This is a genomic window from Marinobacter sp. G5_S1_61_S3, assembly GCF_054968585.1.
On record NZ_JBQKUK010000003.1, the window covers coordinates 144,579 to 164,982 of the forward strand.

General features: G+C 53.9%; 19 protein-coding genes and 1 tRNA gene. 8 read left to right on the forward strand and 12 right to left on the reverse strand.

Annotated features, from left to right (window positions below; genetic code table 11):
• Window positions 1–39 precede the first annotated feature (39 nt).
• Window positions 40–789, forward strand: coding sequence for an electron transfer flavoprotein subunit beta/FixA family protein (locus tag ACTRWH_RS03575; RefSeq protein WP_036207392.1), 750 nt, complete (start codon window positions 40–42; stop codon window positions 787–789).
• Window positions 790–1,731 (forward strand): electron transfer flavoprotein subunit alpha/FixB family protein, encoded by a 942-nt coding sequence (locus tag ACTRWH_RS03580; protein ID WP_036207389.1) that lies wholly within the window; start codon window positions 790–792, stop codon window positions 1,729–1,731.
• A gap of 41 nt (window positions 1,732–1,772) precedes the next feature.
• Here the strand turns inward: ACTRWH_RS03580 and ACTRWH_RS03585 are convergent, their stop codons facing one another.
• A complete protein-coding gene (locus ACTRWH_RS03585) occupies window positions 1,773–2,237 on the reverse strand; it encodes a hypothetical protein (protein ID WP_036207386.1) in 465 nt (154 codons plus the stop codon).
• A gap of 8 nt (window positions 2,238–2,245) precedes the next feature.
• A complete protein-coding gene (locus ACTRWH_RS03590) occupies window positions 2,246–2,575 on the reverse strand; it encodes a hypothetical protein (protein WP_036207383.1) in 330 nt (109 codons plus the stop codon).
• A gap of 125 nt (window positions 2,576–2,700) precedes the next feature.
• On the opposite strand from ACTRWH_RS03590, the gene ACTRWH_RS03595 reads away from it, so the two are divergent.
• Window positions 2,701–3,126 carry a hypothetical protein gene (locus tag ACTRWH_RS03595; protein WP_036207380.1) on the forward strand — a complete coding sequence of 142 codons (426 nt, stop codon included), beginning with the start codon at window positions 2,701–2,703 and terminating at the stop codon, window positions 3,124–3,126.
• A 27-nt stretch (window positions 3,127–3,153) separates the two neighbouring features.
• Window positions 3,154–4,395 (forward strand): saccharopine dehydrogenase family protein, encoded by a 1,242-nt coding sequence (locus ACTRWH_RS03600; RefSeq protein WP_036207377.1) that lies wholly within the window; start codon window positions 3,154–3,156, stop codon window positions 4,393–4,395.
• A 5-nt stretch (window positions 4,396–4,400) separates the two neighbouring features.
• On the opposite strand, the gene cydC is transcribed toward ACTRWH_RS03600, so the two are convergent.
• Genes cydC through ACTRWH_RS03620 form a run of 4 tightly spaced genes read right to left on the reverse strand, consistent with a single transcriptional unit; the run spans window position 4,401 to window position 10,112 of the window.
• Window positions 4,401–6,014: a thiol reductant ABC exporter subunit CydC gene (cydC, locus tag ACTRWH_RS03605; RefSeq protein ID WP_462825899.1), complete on the reverse strand. Its 1,614-nt coding sequence runs from the start codon at window positions 6,012–6,014 to the stop codon at window positions 4,401–4,403.
• Entirely contained in the window at window positions 6,007–7,677 is a 1,671-nt protein-coding gene (gene cydD, locus ACTRWH_RS03610) for a thiol reductant ABC exporter subunit CydD (RefSeq protein ID WP_462825900.1), read from the reverse strand. The genes cydC and cydD overlap by 8 nt, the downstream gene beginning before the upstream one ends.
• Entirely contained in the window at window positions 7,678–8,679 is a 1,002-nt protein-coding gene (cydB, locus tag ACTRWH_RS03615) for a cytochrome d ubiquinol oxidase subunit II (protein ID WP_036207368.1), read from the reverse strand.
• A 2-nt stretch (window positions 8,680–8,681) separates the two neighbouring features.
• Window positions 8,682–10,112 carry a cytochrome ubiquinol oxidase subunit I gene (locus ACTRWH_RS03620; protein WP_036207365.1) on the reverse strand — a complete coding sequence of 477 codons (1,431 nt, stop codon included), beginning with the start codon at window positions 10,110–10,112 and terminating at the stop codon, window positions 8,682–8,684.
• Between the two features lie 181 nt (window positions 10,113–10,293).
• Here ACTRWH_RS03620 and ACTRWH_RS03625 point away from each other — a divergent pair, with 181 nt between their 5' ends.
• From ACTRWH_RS03625 to ACTRWH_RS03640, 4 genes are all read left to right on the forward strand, one after another.
• Window positions 10,294–10,926, forward strand: coding sequence for a class I SAM-dependent methyltransferase (locus ACTRWH_RS03625; protein WP_462825901.1), 633 nt, complete (start codon window positions 10,294–10,296; stop codon window positions 10,924–10,926).
• A gap of 89 nt (window positions 10,927–11,015) precedes the next feature.
• A tRNA-Leu gene (locus ACTRWH_RS03630) sits at window positions 11,016–11,102 on the forward strand.
• 137 nt (window positions 11,103–11,239) lie between these two features.
• Window positions 11,240–12,982, forward strand: coding sequence for an AAA family ATPase (locus tag ACTRWH_RS03635; protein WP_462825902.1), 1,743 nt, complete (start codon window positions 11,240–11,242; stop codon window positions 12,980–12,982).
• Window positions 12,979–14,763: a UvrD-helicase domain-containing protein gene (locus tag ACTRWH_RS03640; protein ID WP_462825903.1), complete on the forward strand. Its 1,785-nt coding sequence runs from the start codon at window positions 12,979–12,981 to the stop codon at window positions 14,761–14,763. Before ACTRWH_RS03635 ends, ACTRWH_RS03640 begins: the two co-directional genes overlap by 4 nt.
• Here ACTRWH_RS03640 and ACTRWH_RS03645 read toward each other — a convergent pair.
• The 6 genes from ACTRWH_RS03645 to ACTRWH_RS03670 form a co-directional block, all read right to left on the reverse strand.
• On the reverse strand, window positions 14,742–16,511 hold the full coding sequence (locus ACTRWH_RS03645) for a replication endonuclease (protein WP_462825904.1): 1,770 nt from the start codon (window positions 16,509–16,511) through the stop codon (window positions 14,742–14,744). The two genes, ACTRWH_RS03640 and ACTRWH_RS03645, sit on opposite strands and share 22 nt — an antisense overlap.
• 259 nt (window positions 16,512–16,770) lie before the next feature.
• Window positions 16,771–16,968 carry a helix-turn-helix transcriptional regulator gene (locus tag ACTRWH_RS03650; RefSeq protein ID WP_085680607.1) on the reverse strand — a complete coding sequence of 66 codons (198 nt, stop codon included), beginning with the start codon at window positions 16,966–16,968 and terminating at the stop codon, window positions 16,771–16,773.
• Window positions 16,969–17,080: 112 nt separating this feature from the next.
• Window positions 17,081–17,959, reverse strand: a complete 879-nt coding sequence (locus ACTRWH_RS03655) for a hypothetical protein (RefSeq protein WP_462825905.1) — start codon at window positions 17,957–17,959, stop codon at window positions 17,081–17,083.
• A gap of 4 nt (window positions 17,960–17,963) precedes the next feature.
• Window positions 17,964–19,175 carry a tyrosine-type recombinase/integrase gene (locus tag ACTRWH_RS03660; RefSeq protein WP_462825906.1) on the reverse strand — a complete coding sequence of 404 codons (1,212 nt, stop codon included), beginning with the start codon at window positions 19,173–19,175 and terminating at the stop codon, window positions 17,964–17,966.
• Between the two features lie 291 nt (window positions 19,176–19,466).
• Window positions 19,467–19,877: a DUF6691 family protein gene (locus tag ACTRWH_RS03665; protein ID WP_462825907.1), complete on the reverse strand. Its 411-nt coding sequence runs from the start codon at window positions 19,875–19,877 to the stop codon at window positions 19,467–19,469.
• On the reverse strand, window positions 19,874–20,326 hold the full coding sequence (locus ACTRWH_RS03670) for a YeeE/YedE family protein (RefSeq protein WP_206512176.1): 453 nt from the start codon (window positions 20,324–20,326) through the stop codon (window positions 19,874–19,876). The genes ACTRWH_RS03665 and ACTRWH_RS03670 overlap by 4 nt, the downstream gene beginning before the upstream one ends.
• Between the last annotated feature and the right edge of the window lie 78 nt (window positions 20,327–20,404).

The window sequence follows — 20,404 nt, forward strand, 5'->3', positions numbered from 1 at the left end:
CTCTCAATTGTAAACTCATCGTAGAAGAACGAGGAATCTATGAAGGTTCTGGTCGCTGTAAAACGAGTAATCGACTACAACGTGAAGGTGCGCGTCAAGCCGGACAACACCGGCGTTGATCTCGCCAACGTCAAGATGGCAATGAACCCATTCTGCGAAATCGCTGTTGAAGAAGCGGTTCGTTTGAAGGAAAAGGGCGTTGCCAGTGAAATCGTGGTGGTATCCATCGGCCCGAAGGCCTGCCAGGAGCAAATCCGTACCGCTCTGGCACTGGGTGCTGACCGGGGTATCCACATCGAAACTGACGAAGAGGTTCAGTCTCTCGAAGCGGCCAAGCTGCTCAAGAGTGTGGTTGAGAAGGAAGAGCCCAAGCTCGTCATTCTTGGCAAACAGTCCATCGATTCCGACAACAACCAGACAGGCCAGATGCTGGCCGCGCTGACCGGTATGGGTCAGGGCACATTCGCGTCTGAAGTGGTTGTCGAAGGTGAGAAGGTCAACGTGACCCGCGAAGTCGACGGCGGCCTGATGACCGTGGCCCTGAACCTGCCGGCGGTTGTGACTACCGATCTTCGCTTGAACGAGCCGCGCTACGCGTCCCTGCCGAACATCATGAAGGCCAAGAAGAAGCCGCTGGATGCCATGAGCCCGGCCGATCTGGGTGTTGAGCTTGCTCCGCGTCTGTCCACCCTGAAGGTTGAGGCTCCGGCTTCCCGTCAGGCGGGTGTGAAGGTCGCTGACGTAGCTGAGCTGGTCGACAAACTGAAGAACGAAGCGAAGGTGATCTAAATGAGCATCCTTGTAATTGCTGAACATGATAACAGCAGCCTGAAGCAGGCTACCCTGAACGTAGTCGCAGCTGCCAAGGCCATTGGCGGCGACATCGACGTACTGGTTGCCGGTGAGAACTGCGGCGCTGTAGGCGAAGCGGCTGCGAAGGCCGAAGGCGTTAACAAGGTACTGGTTGCCGACAACGCTGCGTACGGTCATTTCCTGGGCGAGAACCTGGGTGAGCTGGTTGCCGAAGTGGGCAAGGGCTACAGCCATATCCTGGCCGCTGCCGGCACCACGGGTAAAGACTTCATGCCGCGCGTTGCTGCGCTGCTGGACGTTGCCCAGGTTTCTGACATCATGCGTGTGGAGTCCGAAGACACCTTCGTTCGCCCGATTTACGCTGGTAACGCCATTGCCACGGTGAAATCCGCTGACAGCATCAAGGTTATCACCGTACGCCCGACCGCCTTTGATCCGGTGGCTGGTGAAGGTGGCTCCGCCGCCGTTGAGCAGCTGGACGTGGTTAAAGACGCTGGCCTGTCCACCTTTGTCGGCGAAGAGCTGGCCAAGTCTGACCGTCCGGACCTGGGAAGCGCGGGTATCGTGGTTTCCGGTGGCCGTGGCATGCAGAACGGCGACAACTTCAAGATGCTGGAGCAGGTTGCCGATCTGATGGGCGCCGCTGTTGGTGCGTCCCGTGCGGCTGTTGACGCAGGCTTCGTGCCCAACGACATGCAGGTCGGCCAGACCGGTAAGATCGTTGCACCGCAGCTGTACATCGCGGTTGGTATCTCCGGCGCCATCCAGCACCTGGCCGGTATGTCTGACTCCAAGGTGATCGTTGCGATCAACAAGGACGAAGAAGCGCCGATCTTCCAGGTGGCGGATTACGGCCTGGTCGCGGATCTGTTTGAAGCGGTTCCGCAGCTTGAAGAAGAGTTGAAGAAAGTCCTATAACTTTCTGACTCTACTAAAAAAGGCACCCTAGGGTGCCTTTTTTATTGCTCGTCTTTCGGCTTTTTTCGTGCCGTCAGCTGTTTTTCCTTCTTACCGAAAAACAGGGTGTCCGCCAGTATATGCAACGCCTTGTTGGTGGTGTGCACCGAGCGATAGATCTGGTCACTGGTCTGGTCGTGGGTTTCCCGCGCCCGACGGGCGTTTTCGCGGAACTCCTCATTGCTTGAAAAGCGGTCGATCAGGCTGAACGTTGTGGTGGTAATGGCCTTGTGAACCTTCTCTACCGCGCTGGTGCCATTCTTGACGGTTTCCTCCAGCAAGCGGGCCCGGTTTCGGGTTTCCATCAGATCCATCCGGGTTTTCTGGATATGGCTGTTGGCCGAAATCCGTTGGGAGTGAAGGATACGGAGAGTTCGGGTGTTGCGGCTGTGTTGTCGGAACGCAACCGCCATAAGCCCCGTTGAGGTCACAATGGCGCTTAAACTGAGCAGTGATACGATGTCCATGGCGCCTCCTATCGGTATTCGAGCTTCATTTCCACGTCGATTTCCCGTTCGGCCAGTTCCAGTTCGAGCTCTTTCATGACTTCCTGATACACCAGCCGTTTCACCATCACCGGAAGACGGTCTGCCAACATGCGGGCTGACTTCGATTCGCGTTTTGCCAGGGCAATCGGATCTTTTACTCGCAGCGTAAGTATCAGCTCCGGTTCCCGTGTATTATCAGGGCCATAGCTCTCAGCCATCGCCTTGCCAATGGATCTTTGCTGGAGACGTACCTGCCAGAACAGCCAGGCGCTGAGAGTGGCAAGTATGAGGCTCAGTACCAGAAGCAGGGTGTTCAATGGGTTAACCTCCGGGATTCGGGTTCATTGAGTCTGACAGAGTGTGCAGTATCGGTACGATGATTCGATTGGCCGATGCGACGTTTTGTTGCAACCTCCAGGGAAATAAACGAAAGGATAGTGACATGATCTGGTTAAAAGCATTTGTCAGTGGCCTTCTTGCCACCCTGATCTTTCATCAGGGGCTGTTTGCCGTGTTTTATTTCGTGGGAATGGTGCCATCCGCACCCTTTAACATGGCTGCGGTTCCGCCGCTGGGTATTCCCGCTGTTTTCTCGCTGGCTTTCTTTGGCGGGCTTTGGGGAGTCGTGCTCTGGGCGATCCTTGGCCGCTTTGGCGGCTTTAAGTTCTGGTTGGGTAATGTAATAGTAGGCGCCATCGGGCCGACAGCCGTCGCCATGCTGGTGGTCTTCCCGCTGAAGGGCATCGCTGTCACCGCCCAGACCTGGGTTGGCGGGCTGATACTGAACGGCTTCTGGGGCCTGGGTGTAGCGCTGTTCCTGGTATTGATGGGTGCAAAAGCGTCGCGGTCGACCGCCACCAATTCATAATTGATCCAAATGGATTAAGGACAACGAATGAGCACAAAGACTGACACCACCTACGACATCGTGGTATTCGGTGCCACCAGCTTCGTGGGGCAGATCCTTACCGGTTACCTGTTGGAATCCTATGGTATCGGCAAAGACGTTCGCTGGGCCATCGCCGGACGCTCAGAAAGCAAGCTGGCCACCCTCAAACAGGGCCTGGGCCCGTCGGCGTCTGAGCTGCCCGTCATTGTGGCAGACGCCGCCGATGAAAGCGCCCTGAAAGCCATGTGTGACCAGACACGCGTGGTGATCTCAACCGTTGGTCCCTATGCTCTGTATGGCGAACCGCTGGTCAAAATCTGCGCTGAAACCGGTACGGACTATTGCGACCTTACCGGCGAAGTGCAATGGATCCGCAAGATGGTGGACACCTACGAGGATAAAGCCAAGGCCTCCGGGGCCCGCATCGTCCACTGTTGTGGCTTTGATTCCATCCCATCAGACATGGGGGTATGGTTCCTGCAGGAAAAAGCTGCGGAAACCCTCGGCGCTCCGTGCCAGGACGTGCGGATGCGGGTCAAAATTGCCAAGGGCGAGTTCTCCGGCGGCACCGTGGCCAGCATGATGAACATCGCCAAGGAAGCGGCCGCCGACCCGAAACTGCGTAAGGAGCTGGCCAACCCGTTTTCGATCTGCCCGCCGGAGCACCGCTCCAAAACCCGTCAACCGAGCCTGAAAGGCGCAGAGTTCGATAACGACTTCGGTGTCTGGCTGGCGCCGTTCGTCATGGGGGCCATCAACACCCGGATCGTCCATCGCTCCAACGCTTTGCAGAACGCTCGTTATGGCAAGGAGTTCACCTACGATGAGGCCATGATGACTGGTCGTGGTGTGAAAGGTCGTCTCGCGGCTTACGGAATTACCGGCGCGCTTGGAGGTTTCTTCACCGCGTCTGCGTTCAAGCCAACTCGTTGGGTGGTGGAAAAGTTCGTGCCCAAGCCGGGCGAGGGCCCAAGCCCGGAAGCCCAGAAAAATGGCTTTTACGATCTGCGCTTTGTGGGCAAGACGACCGACGGCAAGATCATCAAGACCAAAGTCACGGGTGACCGCGACCCCGGTTACGGTTCAACCGGCAAGATGCTGGGCGAGGCAGGTATGAGCCTGGCGTTTGATGTACCGGCCGAAAAACAGGGCGGTTTCTGGACACCATCGTCGCTTCTTGATGGCAAGCTCTATGAGCGCCTGACCAGCAAGGCTGGCCTGACCTTCGAAGTACTGGAAACCAGCTGAGGCCGCTAGGCCAGCCGGATGGTACGGTCGGAGGCGGGTAAGGCCTCCGGCGCGTGCCCCAGTGACACCACCGTTTTTCCTGCCAACCACTGCCTCATACCCGTCGCAATGTTGTTCCGGGTTTCGGCGTCCACTCCGGTGAACGGTTCGTCCAGAATCAATAACGGCGCTTTGTTCAATAGCACCCGTGCCAGTGCAATACGCCGGGCTTCACCGCCAGATAACTGGCTACCCATGGAGCCCAGCCAGGAGTTCAGCTGTGCCGGTTCGTGGACAAACCGGTCTGCCATCGCCACCAGCTCCAAAACCCGCCAGAGGTCCGCATCCGTGGCGTCTGGGCGGCCGATCAGCAGATTGGCTTTCAGGGTGTCATCGAACAGTACGGTTTTCTGTGTCAGATAGGCCAGCGGTAACGCGTGAACACGCCCGACTGCCGGCGTCTCAAGGCCTGCGATGATATCCGCCAGTGAGGATTTTCCCGCGCCGGAGTGGCCAATGATTCCCACCCATTCGCCCTTAGCGACCACCATATCGAAATGACTGAGCACCGGCGCATGGTCGCTGAAACGGATCGTCACACGCTCGAGTTCTAGGGCACAGTCACTGCGATGTGGCTGTTGTTCGTGCGCACCTTGGGAGGGATCTGGAGCGCAGTCCCGGTTGAGCGCCGCAGCAGATGCGAGCGTGCCCCCCAGGCGCGCGAATGCATCCGGAAGCATCGAATAGATTTCCTGTAAACCGAGGAGGGCGATTGGCAGCAGCACAACCATCGGGCCTGTCACCGCCCCTGCCTGGAACAACTCTAGCCCCATCCACAGCGCGAGCACCACCGACAGGTTCACCATGACCTGGGATAGCCCGAGGTTCCAGCCGGTGCGCGTGTCAGTGCGGGCTTCGTTGCGGGTGATCTGTCCCGCCTGGCGCAGGCACAGGGCGGCATGTTTGCCAATGCGTCCTGCGGCGGTGAGTTCCCCGAACCCCTCGATGTGCTCGATGACGTCTGTTCTTACCCGTTCGCGGGCCGCCGTCTGCTGGTAGACCAGATGCCGGGTTCGCAGGTAAACCAGCAGCGTTGCTACCAAAAATGCCGGTACCAGCACCAGAGCAAGGCCGACGGCCAGTTCCCCGCGATACATCAACCACGCGGCGATCAGCAGTATCGCCGTTACCAAAGCAGCAAGGGCCGTAGGTGCGATCAGGCGCAGATACAGCGTGTCCAGGGCATCCACGTCGTTGGTCAGGCGGGATAGCCATTGCGGGCCGCGTAAACGGGTTCTCCGGTCCCGGCCGGCGGTGGATAAACGCTCGAACAGGGCCACTCGGATATCCGTCAGCAGGCGCAGCACGGTATCGTGGTTGTATACCCGCTCGGCATACCGCGCGACCGTTCGCGCCACGGCAAAGAAGCGAATGCCACCACCAGGGACATACAGATTGATGGACGCCTGCACACCGGCTGCCAACAGGATGCCGGAGAGCGCCGTGGCGGTAATAAACCAGCCCGACAATGCCAGCAGCCCCATACCCGCAAGCAGGGTGGCCAGTATGAGTAAGCCGCCGGTCACCAGGCGACCGGGGCGACGGAAAATCAATGCCAACCAGGGGCCAAGCTCACGCATCTGCAACGCCTCCTTCCGTCACCAGCAAGGTACGGTTGGCCAGTGTCAGCAGTGCCTGGTGGTGAGTGGCGAAAACCAGAGTCTTACCGGCCAGCGCCAGCTTGTGCAGCGCTTCCAGCACGTATATTTCGCTGTCACTGTCCAGCCCCGCTGTGGGCTCATCCAGCAGTATCAGGTCGTAACTGGCCACAAACACCCGCGCCAGGCTCAAGCGGCGTGCCTGCCCGCCGGAGAGCCCCTGGCCGTCTTCGGTAATGGCGCTGTAGATTCCCCGTTCCCGGCCTTTGATCAGGCTTTCCAGGCCAACGTGATGCAAGGCGGTTTCTATGGCGATGTCGGTCGCGTCCGGCGTGGTCAGGCGCAGGTTGTCGGCCCAGGTACCATGCACCAGGAAGGGGGACTGACCCAGCCAGCCAAAGGCCTCGTCGCCGGCACGTTCTCCAAACACTGAAATACGCCCCCGGTCTGGTCTCATGAAGCCGGCCAACAGATGCAAGAGCGAGGTTTTGCCGCCACCGGAAGGCCCGGTGAGGGCGATGACATCGCCTTTGTTGATCACCAGAGACACGCCGTCCAACACCGGCCTGACGGCATCGTAGGCAAGAGCAACGTCACGAATGGCCACAATATCGGGAGATTCCGGCTGGTGACGGGGCTCTGCCTGCGGTTGTGGTTCATCAACTCCCTGCAACCGATCGACGATTTCAGAACTGGCACCCATCGCCGCAGCGCGATCATGATAATGCTGGGACAACAATCGCAGAGGCTGGAAGAACTCCGGGGCAAGCAGCAGGATCAACAACCCGGAAAACAGTGTCAGGTCGCTGGACGGTCCAAAGGTGATGTACCCCAGCAACCCGAAGCCGATGTAAATGGCCACGACGGCAATGGCCACGGAGGAGAAGAACTCCAATACCGCTGAGGACAGGAACGCAATCTTCAGGGTTTTCATGGTGATGCGGCGGTATTCGTCGGATCGCTTGCGCAGGGTTTTTGCAGCTGGAGCGGTCTGGCCGAACAACTGCAGGGTGGTCAATCCCCGAACCTTATCCAGAAACTGGCCGGACAAACGACCGATGGTCTGGAAATGCTGCTGGTTGAGCTTTTCCGCGCCCATCCCGACCAGTGCCATGAACAATGGTATCAATGGGGCGGACAGCAGGAGGAAGATTCCCGCGAGCCAGTCCAGTGAAAATACCACCACCAGGATCATCAGCGGCACCACCACCGCGAGCATCATCTGGGGCAGGAAACGGGCGAAATACCCATGCAGGGCGTCGGTGTGGTCAAGCCATTCCCGCGCCAGGGTGCCGGCGGAGGTCTGGCTCATCGAAACCGGCCCGCTGGCCTGCCAGCACCGGTTGATACTATGGCGAACCTCGCTACGCACCTCACGGCTGCAGCGGGCTGCGTAGCGGGTCTGTAACCCCTGAGCCACACCGCGGATCAATATGGCGACAATGGCACCGGTGAACAGCAGCGACAGTTCCGCCACTGGTATCTCATCCACAATACCCTGGTGAACAATGCCCGCCAGGAACGCCATTTGCGCGATGGTGGCAAGGGCCACCACAACGCCAGCGGATACCGTCGCCAGGATCAGCCGCCGGCTGTGGGCGGCAAGTGCCCCCAGCCAACGTTTTGACTCGGCTTGTTCAGCCACCTAGTGGTATCCCTCGCCAGCCCGTACCTTGCCCCGGAACACCCAATAGGTCCAGGCGGTGTAGACCAGCACAATGGGAATCACGAACAGCAGCCCCAGCAGCAGGAACAACTGTGAGCCGTACGCGGAGGAGGCGTCCCAGAGCGTGTATTCCGGCGGCACCACATAGGGCCAGCGGCTGACGATCAAGCCCAGGTAGGTAAAGATGAACAGCCCCACCGTGGCGACAAACGGCATGCCTTCAAACCGGTTCCGAACTGACCGGAAGATCTGAAAGGCACAGAGCAGGGCGAGCACGGGCAATATCCAGATAATGCTCAGGTTGGAGAACCAGCGGTTTTTCACCGCTTCATCCACAAACGGCGTCCAGACGCTGATCATCGCGAACACGACCAACACACCCAGCAGCAGCGGAATGGTGATCCGATACGCCCAGTCCTGCAGGCGGCCCTCGGTTTTCATGATCAGCCAAGTGGAGCCCAGCAACGCATAGCCGGCCATCAGACCGAAACCGGTCAGCACCGTGAAAGGGGTCAGCCAATCCAGCGCACCGCCGGTATAGACCCGGTTGGTAATCTCAAAGCCCTGGATATAGGCACCCACCACGGCGCCCTGGGCAAACGAAGCCACCGTGGAGCCACCGGCGAAGGCCCAGTTCCAGAGATAGCGCGAGGTTCTGGCCTTGAAGCGGAACTCAAACGCCACCCCGCGAAAGATCAGACCGGCCAGCAGCAGGAATACACCAATGTACAGCGCCGGCAGAATGGTGGAGTAAACCAGTGGAAACGCCGCCAACAGGCCCGCCCCGCCTAGCACCAGCCAGGTTTCGTTGCCATCCCAGACCGGTGCCACCGTGTTCATCATGGTGTCCCGGTCTTCTTCTTTCGGCGCGAAGGGAAAGAGAATGCCAATGCCCAGGTCAAACCCGTCCATCAGCACATACATAATAATGCCGAAACCGATAATAAACGCCCAGATCAGGGCCAGATCGAACAGTTCCATAATCAGTGGCCTCCCTGGTTCAGTGGCTTTTGACGACCGTTATCATCAATCTCAAACGGCACATGGGTGGCCGAGAAGGGACGTTTCGGCCGTTCGGCTTCATGGCCTTCCTCTGCGTCTTCGTCTTCCATGCCCACGTACAGCACCCGCATCAGGTAATAGACACCGGAACTGAACACCAAAGCATAGACCACGATGTAGCCAATCAGTGAGAACAGCGCCATACCGCCGGTTAATGACGGCGTAACCGACTCGCTCTGGTTCATCAGCCCATACACCAGCCAGGGCGCGCGGCCAATTTCCGTAACAAACCAGCCGGCCAGTACCGCCACAAAGGGTGTCAGGCTCATAAAGCGCAACCCTTGCAGGAACCAGGGGGTTTGCCAGTATCGGCCACCGGCCCGCAATACCAGGCCGGCCAGGCCAAAGAGGATCATCAGCATGCCCAGGCCAACCATCACCCGGAATGACCAGAACACGATTGCGACCGGCGGCTGCTCGTCCACCGTGACTTCGTTCAGCCCGGGCACTTCGCCGTCCCACTCATGGGTGAGGATCAGGCTGGCCAGGCTGGGAATGGCTACCTCGTACCGGTTGGTCTGGTTTTCCTGATCGGGAATCGCGAACAACAGCAGCGGCACATTACGCGAGGTTTCCCAGTTGCCTTCCATGGCGGCGACCTTCATGGGCTGGTGTTCCAGCGTGTTCAGGCCATGGAAATCCCCGATAACCGCCTGGGTGGGGGCAAGAACCAGAATCAGCCACAGGCTCATGGACAACGCGCGTCGGTTCGCCTCAACCTCACGTTTGCGAAGCAGATACCAGGCACTGACACCCGCCACCACGAACGAGCCAGTCAGGAACGAGGCCACCACCATGTGGGAAAAGCGATAAGGAAAGGATGGATTGAATATCGCCTCGCTCCAGGAGGTGACAAAGAACACCCCATCCCTGAATTCCGTACCGGCGGGGGTATGCATCCAGCTATTGGCTGACAGGATCCAGAACGACGATATAAAGGTGCCCGTGGCCACCATCACTGCCGCAAAAAGGTGAACCCCGGCAGGCACCTTGTCGCGCCCGAACAGCAGCACGCCCAGGAAGGCTGCCTCGAGGAAGAAGGCGGTGACCACTTCATAACTCAGCATCGGCCCCAGGAAGTTGGCGGACGCCTGGGCAAAGTTGCTCCAGTTGGTGCCGAACTGGAAGGACATCACAATGCCCGACACCACGCCCATGCCAAACACCACCGCGAACACCTTGGTCCAAAAGGCAGAGAGTTTTGCCCAGGAAGGGTTGTTGGTTTTAAATGCCAGGCCCTCGAGCACTGCAATGTAGGACGCAAGCCCGATGGTAAACACCGGAAAGATAGCGTGGAAGGACACCACGAACGCAAACTGGATTCGCGACAGAAGGACGGGATCAAGTTCCATGCGGAACCTCCGGACACTACAGTGAACAGAATAAACGAGCTTGGCGCCCGCTTGGCCGCTGCCTTGGCTGGGTTGTAGTGTTGTTTTACCGGCAGATAGTAGCCATGCTACCCGTAGCACAGGGAAAACCAAGGGACAGAATGTCGCACCCCTTGATTTAAAACAAGTATAGGAAGGCTCCATGGGTTTCTACGACGAGCGAATACTGCCACACCTGATCGATTACTCCTGCTCAGTAGGGCAGGTAATGAAGCTGCGCAGCCAAGTGGTGCCGAAGGCAAACGGCACTGTGCTGGAAGTGGGTATGGGCTCGGGCATTAATCTGGAGTTCTACAACCCGGATACCGTTAGCCTCGTCTACGGCCTGGAACCGTCCGAAGGCATGCGGCGAAAGGCACAGGACAACCTGGCCAGATCCAGCGTTGCCGTGGAATGGCTGGACTTACCGGGCGAGCAAATTCCGCTACCAGACAACAGCGTCGACACGGTACTGCTTACGTTCACCCTATGCACCATCCCCGATTGGCGAGCCGCGCTGGATCAAATGAAGCGGGTACTCAAGCCCGACGGCGAATTGCTATTCCTGGAACACGGAGAATCGCCGGACGAGGGCGTGTGCAAATGGCAACACCGCATCACCCCAGGCTGGAAGAAAATCGCCGGAGGCTGCCACCTTAACCGACCGATTGCGGAACTGATCCGGGAAGCGGGGTTTGAGATCACCGAACTGGAAAACCTATACGTGCCCAAGGCCCCGAAATTCGCTGGCTATATCTACAAGGGCAGGGCGCGGAAGCCTCAGCAACCTAGCTAAAAACACCTCCACCGCAATCCCAATTGCGTTACCGGGCGCGGCCTTATACAATCCTGCCCCTCAAAAGCTCCTCACAACCCCCTCCGAATGCCCGGATGGTGGAATAGGTAGACACAAGAGACTTAAAATCTCTCGGCCGTAAGGCTGTGCCGGTTCGATTCCGGCTCCGGGCACCATATATTTCAATTAGTTACAGCTACCCTAGAAGTTGGTTGGCTTTCGCCGTCAAGTTATGTAGACACAATGTAGACAGATAATAAATCATGGCCTAGGCTTGTTTATCGGCAAGACAAGATAAACATAGGCCAAAAAAATGTATTTGAGGAATTTAATTTGCCAGGGTTTTCGCTCCTGTCGCGACTCCCAGATTCAATTTCAAAGTGATTTGACCATTCTCGTTGGAGAAAATAACGGAGGTAAATCCAACGTAATAGACGCAATAAGGCTCCTAACTTATCCGTTGAACGGTCGACGGGACCGGTATCCCGATGAAACAGATTTATCTCGTGGAGCCGGTAGTGACAGCTTCGAATTAAGCGCCACTTTTAGTGATCTTAGCGCTACGGCTAGAGCCAATCTGATTTGGGCGCTTGGTGATCCTAGGGGCTCCGATGCGACCTTTGGAGTGAACTATACACTTCAGTCTCCGACAAAGGCTAAAAGTAGTTACTGGGCTGGGCGCTATAAAGAGTCTCACCATGACAGTAGTTACACAGAAGCCGTTCGGCACGTTTACCTACCACCTCTCCGAGACGCACAGAAATCCCTGGGCTCCGGCAGTGCTAAAAATATCGTTACTCTGCTCAAGCACTTCCTTAAAAGCGATGATGAGGCTGCCGATTTTATAAATCACGTAAAGAGAGATGAAACGCCTCATCGCGTAATAAAAGACCTAAATTCAGAAATTGCCGGGGCGCTCGACAATATTACGTCTGGAGTACGACAGCAGGGAGCGACCTTGGGATTTACACAAGAGGAGCTGATCGATGTCGCTCGAGATTTAAGATTTCGAATGGCAGATTCTGGAATCGATCCTGAAGATATCGCTAGGTCAGGGTTGGGCTACGCCAACCTGTTGTATATGGCAACAGTGATGGTAGAACTGTCGAAAGCTAATGATGCCGACTTGACAATTTTCCTGGTAGAAGAACCTGAAGCCCACCTTCACCCTCAGTTACAGTCGTTGGTATTAAGCTTTCTCAGGGATAGGGCCAGAGAATCTCAGCAGACTGTTAAGCCCCCTGGCGAGCCTGAGGGGAAAATTCAAGTTATTGTTACTACGCACTCACCAAACTTGACTGCCAGTATCCACCCGAGTCATTTGGTGGTAGTACGATCTAACCCGGTTCCGGGACAGGAAAAAGAGCGTCAGACCTCCTCAATACCAATAGCTAAAATATCGATGAAAGATGCTCAGCTTAACAAGGTTTCTCGGTACATTGACGTTACAAAATCGTCGATTTTATTTGGAACCCGAGGGATGTTGGTAGAAGGCGTTGCTGAGCTACTTTTGATTCCTGTTCTTGCAAAAAATATTGTTTTCAAAAGTAATCCGGGCGCTTGGCGCCGCTTTACCGGTTCTTCTTTGATTTCAGTGGATGGTGTGGATTTCCTGCCTTATTTACTTCTTTTATTGAGCAACGTTGATGGGTTCTCGATATTCGATAATCTGATAATCGTCACAGATAATGATCCGGACTCACGCGGAGATAGGAGCGCAACATTCAAGCAAATATCGAAGATGCTAGGAAGCGAAGACAAGCTTAATGTGTTTACCAATCGGATCACTTTAGAACATGAGTTATTCATAGCGGAAAACGAAGCGGTTTTGAAAAAGGCTTTCCTAAGGTGCTGTCCTTCTAGCGGAGAGAAGTGGGATCAGTGGATTGATAGCACTGAACAATTACAAAGAGCCAATCAGTTTATAGCACTATTGAAAGATAGTAGAGTTAAAAAAGGACAGTTTTCACAAAATTTGTCATCTTTTATTGAAGACGGCGAAAATTTTATAATTCCAGATTACATTGAAAGCGCAATTCGAGAGTTAGCTGAATGAACTCTTATGATCAACTAACAAAAGAGCAAAAGGCATTTGTAAATAGCGAGCGAGAAGTATTTCTTCTTGCATGCCCAGGCTCAGGAAAGACGAAAAGCATAGCCAGCCGCGTTGAAGCTTTGTCGAGAAATCTCAGACCAAGGCGAGGGGTCGCGGTTTTATCGTTTACCAATTCTGCTGTTGGTGAGATAAAAGAACGTTGTACAAAAATCGGTGTTAGTGGTTTTTCTACCGGTCCTTCCATTATATCAACATTTGATTCGTTTTTAATAAACTTTATTTTTAAACCTTTTTTTGATCCAAGATCAAGCAATGCGCCTCAAGTAGTCGAAAGCTGGAGAGCCTATGGGAGGGAGGTTAGGTTGTCTGGAAGAAAAGCTTTTAGAGGTGATGGAATTAGCCTTGATCTATTCGATAAATATGGATCCATTAAGGATCCTAGTATGATAAAAAATAGAGCTCTTAGAGACCATTTTCAATTATATAAAGATAGCTATGAAGCTTCAGCAAAACGACAGATCACGTCCCTACATAAGCGAGGAATTTTTTCTGTTTCTGATGTGAGAATAGAGATACTTAATATACTGGGAAATGAAGAGGATTTGAATCACGTTTGTAGTATTTTGAATTCTCGATTTGAAGAAATTATTGTCGATGAGGCTCAAGATTGTAACGACTATGATATAGAAATATTGAGCCTGATTAGAAAGACCGGCGTAAAGGTTACGGTAGTATGCGATCCTGATCAAGCTATCTACTCTTTTAGGAATAGCACATCAAACAACGTACCGATTCGTGAATATTTTAGGACCTATCCTAGTAATGATAGGCTTTTGTTAAGTGGTAACTTTAGAAGCAGTCAGATAATTTGCAATTTATCTGGTGCCCTAAAGGTAGATAAAAATATTGATTCAGCTGTAGGAAAAGAAGCAAGCCTTGAAATTCCAATTCATGTGCTAGTTTATCAGGGTAGAGCTGTTTCTGAGAATGTTGGATCTAGATTCCAAAAGCTATTAAACAGATTCGGTATTTCTGCAAGCGAGGCAAAGATTATTTCTCACAGTGGTAAAGATTCACATCGTGCCGTCGGTAAAAAATTAGATTATTCAGGTACTTCGAAAATTTCTTTATTAGCAAACGCGGTTCGACTTTATCATTCTTCGTCTTCCAGCTCTAAAGAAGTGGTAAATGCGGTTAAAATAATAGAGAAGATAATTATTGAGTATATTTCTGAAAGCAAATTGGAAGATATTGACCTTGAACTGATGCTCGAACGGATTGAATCAGAACGGTTTGAGCTTAGGAGGTATGCCGTAACACTTTTGGATCAATTGAATCCAGTTTGTGGTAGTGATGACCAGTCTATGTTGGATTGGATTGAGCACGCTCGTTTGTGCTGGGATGCTCTTGGCTTACCAAATGGCTCTGGGGTAACGCTAAAGCAGTTTTTCAGAAAGCCGGGAAAACCAACCTGGGTCGAAGTTTTAAATGGCTCGCTGGGAGTCTCGATTATGGCAGGAACAATTCACGAGTCAAAAGGTACTGAGTACAGTGGGGTATGTGTTGTTATCCGCCCTAACAGAGCTCCTGAAAATCACACTCAGAGTCTCCTTAACTCTATAGATGTTGGTGATGAGAACGAAGCGCTCAGAGTTTTTTATGTTGGAGTGACTCGGGCTCAACATCTGTTGGCTATTGCAATTCATGATAGAGATTCGGAACAGTTCACAGCGATTTTAGACAGGGAAAAAATAGATTATCAATTGGAAATTATCGATTGAGTACAGTTATTGACAGAACTCCAAGGTGGCGGGTGAATCTCACTATTTAATTTCTCCCAGGTATAAGCGGTATCGGCAGGAAGTGCATCGATTTCCGCTTGTGTCACTTCCCGAATCCGGGTGAGTCGCGAAAGGCGCTCTAGCCAGGCATCGTTAGATGTATCGTGTAGTTCTCTGGTTTGGTTAGGGCGCTGAACTTCCCATCTGAAAAACCGCGTCAACCAATACCTTCCATGAGCGTACAGCCCGAACAGTTTTCCTTTCGAGGGTTCGCCATATTGGTTCACTGGGCAATCCAGGTACTCTCCGGTCTCCTGATCAAACTCGAGCCATTTAGCCGTTTTTATTGGCTGGTCGACTCGTTTCGCGCAGGGGCCGTTCATAGCCTCTATAAAGCCTGCCCAGTCGCTTTTATCCGCCGCCTGCCGGGCGGCTTCGACAGTTTCATCGTCCGCATGTTGGAGTCGACGAAGCTCGCGCCAAACGGTGACAGGCGGCCCGCCAATCTGCTGAAACTGTCTGATCCCGTGAATGCTTGCCCAGGCACGAACTCGAGGCGCCACGTTTTTTGTTAGGTTGCCGTACCAATCCTCAGCGTCCGCGCCATTTTCCTGAAACTCGCCGTCGATGTTCTTGCAGATGTACTTCACGATGTAGCCGGTGGCCGAGCCACGTTCATAATCAATATCAACCGCCTGAAAGCGCGCGTCTTCAGCGCCTGGCTCATTACCATCCTCGAGCAGTGCGTAGGTGCGCATAAGCTCAACCAGGTGATCTTTTTGCCCTGGCTCAACAAACAGCATGAGGTGCCAATGAGGAGTTCCGTCGTGGTGTGGCTCTGCAATTCGAAAGCCATAAGTACGGATTCCATCACGGTTCAGCTGGGCACGTATCCGAGACCAGAGGTTGGTCAAATATTTCTGGGCCGCCTGGGGTGTCGAACCGTTGTATTTTGGGTTCGGTTCGCCTGAGACCTTCACCGGATGGTATTTGCTCGGCGTGGTGAGTGTCAGGAAGACACCAATGTGGTCTAGTTGCCGCGCGATGGTTTCAAAGCCGGCAGCACGAACGATCAGTTCTGATCGTCGAATGTATGGGTTGCTGACTGTTAGCTCTGAAAGTTCAGCCAGTGTGTATTCCTGGCATTGATCGTTAACAGCGATCATTTCCTCCAGGAGAGACCGATTCCGGGTGAGTTGCTCCCGGTGGAGCTTCAGCCCCCAATCAGAGACGTACACACCTTTCTGTTTGGATACCATGCCATAGTCGCGGGCTACGTTATCCAGGGTTTGCTTCTGTACTTTGCGAACCAGTCGCCGCCACCAGCGTTCATTTTTTGTTCGTTCAATTGTGCTCTCGATGGTAAGGCCTTTAGGCAAATCGAAATCGTAGCGGGACAGGAATTTCTCGATGGTATTAAGGGTACGAGCTGGGTCCTTAATTCGTGCGTGGATCTGTCCGCAAGCTCTCGCTTTGGCTTTTGCGAAATCGATGATTTGTGCATCGTCTACGGAAAACTTGAGATCACGTCGCTGGAGTCTGGCGCTGATATTTTCCAGAGCGATTTCCAGCGCAATGCAGTTTTGACCGTGACCTATTAGGTACAGGGCGGGTTCGAGTTTGGGGAACACCTGGGGGAACCGACGTCGGAAATCCGTTACAGCCTGTCGGGTTTGCCGGGTACCAATGGTGTAAAGACGACCCTGGGTACGGTAGTACCGGAAATTCAGCTGGCCTGGGGAGGTCATTGAACCCTCCCGTAACGGTTCGGAGCCGTTACCGTAACGGTTCGTTGGACGGTTGGATTAACCGTTAACGTAACGGTTTCAGACTGTCTATTTGAGTCGTTAACGGGGTTTATAGGTTCGGGCAGGTTCTGTACCCGACTGTATAACCCCAGCAATTCCCAGGGGTACAGCAGGGGAGTACCGGATGTACCAATGGACCTGAACCTATAAGGGGCGAGTATTTCGATTAAACTAACGGCGCCGAATTGGCTGATCATCATCACGCGACCTCAGAGGTCGAGTGTCGAATCTGTCTCTCGATGTAACTCTCAAGATCCGATAGGCGGTAACGAACTGCCCGGCTGCCAACTTTGATAAACGGGACTCGGGCGCCGGCCCATCGATCTCTTTCAAGAAAGGCTTTGCTAACGCCTAGAAGCTCCGCGGCTTCTTTAGTGGTGAAAAGTGCTTTGTTCATTGCGTGTCTCCAACAGAGTTTGTTGCTGTCGGAGACACATTGACGTTAAGCGGGGAGGGTAAATATTCCCGTCTGGTTCAGACGGGGAGTTTCTGGCGCTAGACGGGGAGTTTTAGCTTGATCGGGGTCTGCCGCCTTTCTTGCTTCCCTCTGGCCTTGGGTCCAGGTCCTTAATCCAATCCCTTAAGGTGTCGGGTTTCGTATAGTAACGTCCACCGCCAAAGCGTCGTATCGCCCCATGCTTGCATATTTCGGCAATACTGAGGTTCGGGGACTCCTTCCAAAGTTCCTGGGCGATCTCCCGGCACAAAACCCTATGTTTTTGCTTGTCAGCGAGCTTGGACCAAAATTTGTCGATCTGGTCCTGTTTTACCCGTCCCGGCAATGCATCCTTTTCATTGTCACTGGTTTCGTCAGTCAGTTTGTTCTGATGCTCCTGACGCTCAACCTCGGTAAACCAGAAGGAGGGAAGTGGTAGCTTGAGAATCTCGCACAGCTCGCAAACACTGTTCTTGTCGATATGGACCCGATCGAGTGTTTCGCGCTCAAAGATGCGGTTGTTAAAACAGCTTGGGAAATTCTTAGTAGCGGCTTCATGTCGCCTCAACCATCTCTCCGAGAATTCCTGATACCGTTCCCAGCGCTCATCATCGGTCAACGGGTTTTCTGGATCCTCATAAGTCGTCGATACATTGACGGTCATGGGTTCTCCAGTTTTCTCATTGATCTCTTCGTGCGTCGTTTCTTCAGTTACGGACGATTCGAAATCGACGTAGTCCTCGAAATCAACGAGGGTTCTCTCGTCTTTCAAGACGATTCCATTCTCATTACATACCTGAATCTCGTGCCGGTACTGCATTCGTGTAATCGTCCTGAGCATGTCCTGAACAGGCAGAGGCAGAGCATTTGGATCTGAATTGTTGGGGTCCTGATCGTGCCACCGATGGGCGACTTCCCAAATACTCAGGTGGTCAATTTCGGGGTGCAACATTTAATTATCCTTGTCCGTCGGCGGATGGAGTTTCCTGAAATTTCGAGAGAAAGAAGTCGGTGATCTTTTGCATAGGAACGCGCAGACGCTCGACATCGAAGATGATGTAACCGTCCGTCACGTCATTCGGGTCTTTATGATTCATTAGTCGTTTCAGGGCATAGGCTGGAATATCGAGCCTTTCTGCCGCTGTAACGAAAGTGCGCCGCAAATCATGCAGGGTGAAAGACACGCCTGATAGCTTGGTTACACGGGCAATGGCAGTTCGGGGTTCAGACAGGTGGCCGCGTTCAGAATCGCTTGGAAACACGAACGGGCTAGACTTTTCATCGAACCGCCGCTGTAACAGTTCTTCGATGGCATCACTAAATGGCAACCGGTGAATGCGGTTGTTCTTGGTCGCGGTAATGGTCAATGTCTTTTCTTTGAAGTCGATCTGCTCCCAGGCGAGGGTGGCCGCCTCGGTTCGACGAAGGCCGGTGAGCAGAACCAAGTGGAGGTAATCTCGCGTCGTCTGGTTGTTTAGCTGCATGGTCGCTTCATACCAGGCCTTCAGCTGGTGATCCTTTATCAGCGTCTGACGCCGCTCGACCTTATACCAGGCACGTTGGTGACTCAGAACCTCCACGGGGTTGGCTACCAAAAACGGCTTGCCAGAGGCGTCCTGATAGCGTTGCAGGGCGTGGTTGAATATGGCCCTGAGTATCCGCATTCCGTTATCGGCACGGGCAGGGCTGCGGGCTCCGTATTCGGCGTGGCGGGAAATGACCATGTCGCGGGAAATGTCACTGAGGGCTCTGGTTTGCCAGTCCTTAAACATTTCTTTCATGGACCGCTCGTAGTCATTGAGCGTGTTGGGTTTCAGGTTCTTCCGGGTCGCCAGGTAATCCTGAAAGGCATCATTCAGGGTAATCCGCCTTGCCCGTTTTTCCTGACCCTCTCTGATCGGGTCTACCCCGGAGGCAACTTTTCCAAGAAACTTCTGCGCTTCTTTCCTGGCTTGCTCAACGGTCAGGTTGCCATACCGGCCCAGGGTTATTCGCTTAACCCGTCCATTCACTCGCTTTTCCACGATGAACGATTTTGCGCCGCCGCTGGTCACTCGCAGGCCGAATCCGGCAATGACTGAATCCCGATAAAAAGCCTGGCTGGATTTCCCATCCGGGCCAGTTTCAGGGATGGTCACCTTATCAACAAAGCTCTTGGTGATCCTCAAGGGTAGGGCTCCACTCGAATTCGTCAGAAAGGCTCTTGTGTCTTCGTGTAGACACTATGTAGACAAAATCGGTCAAATTCTAGCGGATTTCTTCAAACAACAGCAAGCAACGATTTTTAGAAAGGCTCTGTAAATAATTGTTTTATAGTGCTTATTAAAACATTGTCAAATTTCTTCAAAGTAGGGCACAAATAACTTAAAATCTCTCGACCTCACGGTCGTGCCGGTTCGATTCCGGCTCCGGGCACCAATTCAAAAGCAAGAAGCCGAATTGGCTTTACGCCGATCTGTTTAATGGGTGGAAAAGCGCCTTGCGAGCCACCAGCCGGCCACCATCGCCACCAGCATGGCAGCCAGGGGAGTGGTTAAACCCGCCATGGAGGCGAAGGCTGGCCCCGGACAATATCCTGATAATCCCCAGCCGATACCGAACAGCGCTGCACCGCCCATCAGTCGCCCGTCCAGATCACGGCGTGTGGGCAATTGAAATTTCTCCGTGAACAACGGATTCGATCGTTTAAAAGCCAGCTGATAACCAATAAAGGTGGTAACCACCGCACCGCCCAGGACGAATAGTAAGGTTGGATCCCAGGCGCCGGAAACATCGAGAAAATTCAGTACCCGAGCGGGGTCGGTCATGCCTCCAATCGCCAAACCAAGACCGAACAGTAGTCCGGCAAGGTAGCCTATGATTACTTTCATACACCACCTCCTATCTGGTGACGAACCAAGTAAACCGTGGCCATGGCGACCAGAAGAAAGGTCAGGGTTGCGATCAGTGACCGGTGGGACAAGCGCGCCAAGCCGCAGACACCGTGGCCACTGGTGCAGCCACCACCGATTCCTGTGCCAATTCCGACCAGTAGCCCCGCCAGGAGCATCAACCCTACATCACCCGCAGGCGCACCAATGATCGCGTCGGGCTCTGCCGCGACATTGCCCAGATCAAGTTTCAGGATCACCAGGGCGAGCGGCCCGCTGACCAGGCCGAGCAAAAAGGCCAATCGCCAGGCGGAATCACCAGTAGGACGCTCCAACAATAAGCCAGAAACAATACCGCTTATCCCGGCGATGCGCCCGATGGTTGCCATCAGCAACACGGCCGACAGACCGATAAATACACCGCCAGCCAATCCGGAGAGATTTGCCATCGTGTTCACATTTTGTCTCCTTTAAGGACTTCTTAGAAGCCAGTACATCACTGTTGAAAACGTCGCGCCCTTAGTGGG

Coding starts and splice junctions, on each gene's coding strand:
- ACTRWH_RS03595 (WP_036207380.1), top strand. CDS start 2,701: ATGATCTGGTTAAAAGCATTTGTCAGTGGCCTTCTTGCCACCCTGATC.
- ACTRWH_RS03670 (WP_206512176.1), bottom strand. CDS start 20,326: ATGGCAAATCTCTCCGGATTGGCTGGCGGTGTATTTATCGGTCTGTCG.
- ACTRWH_RS03620 (WP_036207365.1), bottom strand. CDS start 10,112: ATGGAACTTGATCCCGTCCTTCTGTCGCGAATCCAGTTTGCGTTCGTG.
- ACTRWH_RS03580 (WP_036207389.1), top strand. CDS start 790: ATGAGCATCCTTGTAATTGCTGAACATGATAACAGCAGCCTGAAGCAG.
- ACTRWH_RS03585 (WP_036207386.1), bottom strand. CDS start 2,237: ATGGACATCGTATCACTGCTCAGTTTAAGCGCCATTGTGACCTCAACG.
- ACTRWH_RS03645 (WP_462825904.1), bottom strand. CDS start 16,511: ATGACCTCCCCAGGCCAGCTGAATTTCCGGTACTACCGTACCCAGGGT.
- ACTRWH_RS03640 (WP_462825903.1), top strand. CDS start 12,979: ATGAACTCTTATGATCAACTAACAAAAGAGCAAAAGGCATTTGTAAAT.
- cydB (WP_036207368.1), bottom strand. CDS start 8,679: ATGGAACTGTTCGATCTGGCCCTGATCTGGGCGTTTATTATCGGTTTC.
- ACTRWH_RS03625 (WP_462825901.1), top strand. CDS start 10,294: ATGGGTTTCTACGACGAGCGAATACTGCCACACCTGATCGATTACTCC.
- ACTRWH_RS03665 (WP_462825907.1), bottom strand. CDS start 19,877: ATGAAAGTAATCATAGGCTACCTTGCCGGACTACTGTTCGGTCTTGGT.
- ACTRWH_RS03575 (WP_036207392.1), top strand. CDS start 40: ATGAAGGTTCTGGTCGCTGTAAAACGAGTAATCGACTACAACGTGAAG.
- ACTRWH_RS03650 (WP_085680607.1), bottom strand. CDS start 16,968: ATGAACAAAGCACTTTTCACCACTAAAGAAGCCGCGGAGCTTCTAGGC.
- ACTRWH_RS03635 (WP_462825902.1), top strand. CDS start 11,240: ATGTATTTGAGGAATTTAATTTGCCAGGGTTTTCGCTCCTGTCGCGAC.
- ACTRWH_RS03655 (WP_462825905.1), bottom strand. CDS start 17,959: ATGTTGCACCCCGAAATTGACCACCTGAGTATTTGGGAAGTCGCCCAT.
- ACTRWH_RS03600 (WP_036207377.1), top strand. CDS start 3,154: ATGAGCACAAAGACTGACACCACCTACGACATCGTGGTATTCGGTGCC.
- cydC (WP_462825899.1), bottom strand. CDS start 6,014: ATGCGTGAGCTTGGCCCCTGGTTGGCATTGATTTTCCGTCGCCCCGGT.